The organism is uncultured Cardiobacterium sp. (genome assembly GCF_938028185.1).
In the GTDB taxonomy this organism is placed as follows: domain Bacteria; phylum Pseudomonadota; class Gammaproteobacteria; order Cardiobacteriales; family Cardiobacteriaceae; genus Cardiobacterium.
The window spans coordinates 1-2,088 of record NZ_CALJAH010000087.1 but is presented as its reverse complement, the minus strand read 5'-3'; the positions used below and the strand labels follow the sequence as shown (position 1 = coordinate 2,088).

Genomic DNA, 2,088 nt, shown 5'->3' with positions numbered 1-2,088 from the left:
CGGTTGTACGGCGAGGCGACGCAACACAGTATGAGGCTTTCGGTGGATGGCTATATGACTCATCCTTTTCCGCATCCCCCGATTCTTTAACCTTTGCCTTGCCGTTAGAAAAACCGGCAGCGTATGCCAACAGTGCCGCGCCACCGATTTTGATCATTTCCAGCGCAATATCCGTATTCCCGGTCAGCATGGAGGCTACGATAACCCCGGATGCGGGCAGTGCCTCATGATCACCGCTCATTCTTCCACCAGAACCGGGGACTTATAACGCACACGGAATTTGCCATAGCCCCGCTTACCAATGCGCGGCGGAATAAAATCCACGTGGTCAATATTGTCGTTATGCCGCAGATTTGGCAGGGCGTGCAAATATTCATCGGGGTCGAGCAGTTGCTCCCTGATGGGAACCAGATATTTATCAAACATATAGCCTCCAAAAATATGCTTAGCGCTTAGCGTATATCTTACCGGATGCCGCCAACGGCTTCCAAACCTTAAGCCGCCCGCTGAACGTCCATACATACACCTTGAGCGCTCGTAAATCCGTATGGTGGCAAGCCCCGCCCTACACCTCCAGCCACGCCTTGAGCTGCGCTTCGTCGATGATGGCAACGCCGAGCGACTGCGCCTTTTCCAGTTTGCTCCCCGCCTTGTCGCCCGCGAGCAGGTAATCGGTTTTTTTCGAGACGGCGCTGGATGTTTTGCCGCCGAGGCGGGCGACGTGGGCAGCGGCTTCGTCGCGCGTCATCGTCGGCAGGGTGCCGGTGATGACCACGGTTTTGCCGGCAAGCGGGCTGCCGGCGGCGACCACCGGCGCTTCCATCGTCGGCCAGTGGATGCCCGCCGCTTGCAGCGCGGCAATGACGGCGCGGTTGGCGTCGTCCAGGAAGAAGTGGCGGATGTATTGCGCCATCACCGGGCCGATGCCGTCGATGGCTTGCAGGTCTGCTTCGCCCGCCGCCATCAGCGCGGGCAGTTCGCGGTAGTGGCGCGCGAGCAGTTCGGCGCTGACGTTGCCGACTTCGCGGATGCCGAGCGCGTAGATGAAGCGCGGCAGCGTCGTCGCCTTCGCCGCTTCCAAGGCGGCCAAGATGTTTTGTGCCGATTTTTCCGCCATGCGCGGCAACGCCGCCCAGTCCGCCAGCGTCAGCGCAAAGAGGTCGGCCGGGCTATGCACGCGCCCGTCCTGCACCAGTTGCTCTATCAGTTTGTCGCCCAGCCCCTGGATGTCCAACGCCTTGCGCGAGGCGAAGTGAATCAGCGCCTGCACCCGCTGCGCGCGGCAATGCAGCCCGCCGGAGCAGCGCGCCACCGCCTCGCCTTCGGGGCGGATGATTTCCGAGTCGCACACCGGGCAATGCGTCGGTATCGCAAACGGCACACTCCCCGCCGGGCGCGCTTCCGGCACGGTTTTGACGATTTCCGGGATGACGTCCCCGGCGCGGCGGACGAAGACGGTATCGCCGACGCGCACGTCCTTGCGCGCTACTTCGTCGGCGTTGTGCAGGGTGGCGTTGGTGACGGTGACGCCGCCGACTTCCACCGGGCGCAGCCGCGCCACCGGGGTAATCGCGCCGGTGCGGCCAACCTGCACGTCAATCGCCTCCACCACGGTGGTTTTTTCCACCGCCGGGAATTTCCACGCAATCGCCCAGCGCGGCGCGCGCGAGACGAAGCCAGCCGCCTGTTGGTCGGCGAAGCGGTCGGCTTTGTAAACGACGCCGTCGATTTCGTAGGGCAGCTCGTGCCGCTCGCCGCCGAGCTTTGCCATGTAGGCGACGGCAGCGGCGACGCTGGTAACAACAGTTTGTAGCGGACAGGTGGGTATCCCCCAATCCCTATAAAGAGTTAGTAAATCGGTATAGGTTTTCGGAAGTGGGTAGTTTCCATGTTCGCCATAACCATAAGCATAAAAACGGAGTTGTCGTTTGTGAGTAATGGCAGGATCAAGCTGGCGCAGACTGCCTGCAGCGGCATTGCGCGGATTGGCGAAGGTCTTGCCGCCGTCGCGTTCCGCCGCCGCATTGAGCGCGGCAAAGGCGGCTTTGGGCATATACACCTCGCCACGGATGTCGATAACCGCAGGCG

The 2,088-nt window shown here is 61.8% G+C and carries 2 protein-coding genes and 1 pseudogene; all 3 read right to left on the bottom strand.

All coding sequences use genetic code 11. The annotated features are described in order from the left end of the window. Nucleotides 1-241 (bottom strand): annotated as a pseudogene (locus Q0349_RS02915) (hypothetical protein); the annotation flags it as partial. Further along, nucleotides 238-426 (bottom strand): hypothetical protein, encoded by a 189-nt coding sequence (locus Q0349_RS02910; protein ID WP_298079379.1) that lies wholly within the window; start codon nucleotides 424-426, stop codon nucleotides 238-240. The pseudogene Q0349_RS02915 and the gene Q0349_RS02910, both read right to left, overlap by 4 nt. A 139-nt stretch (nucleotides 427-565) precedes the next feature. After that, on the bottom strand, nucleotides 566-2,088 hold a 1,523-nt coding region (ligA, locus tag Q0349_RS02905; protein ID WP_298079378.1), incomplete at its 5' end, for an NAD-dependent DNA ligase LigA.

Excerpts from the sequence above, each read along its gene's own strand:
- Q0349_RS02910 (WP_298079379.1), bottom strand. The coding sequence starts at position 426 with ATGTTTGATAAATATCTGGTTCCCATCAGGGAGCAACTGCTCGACCCC.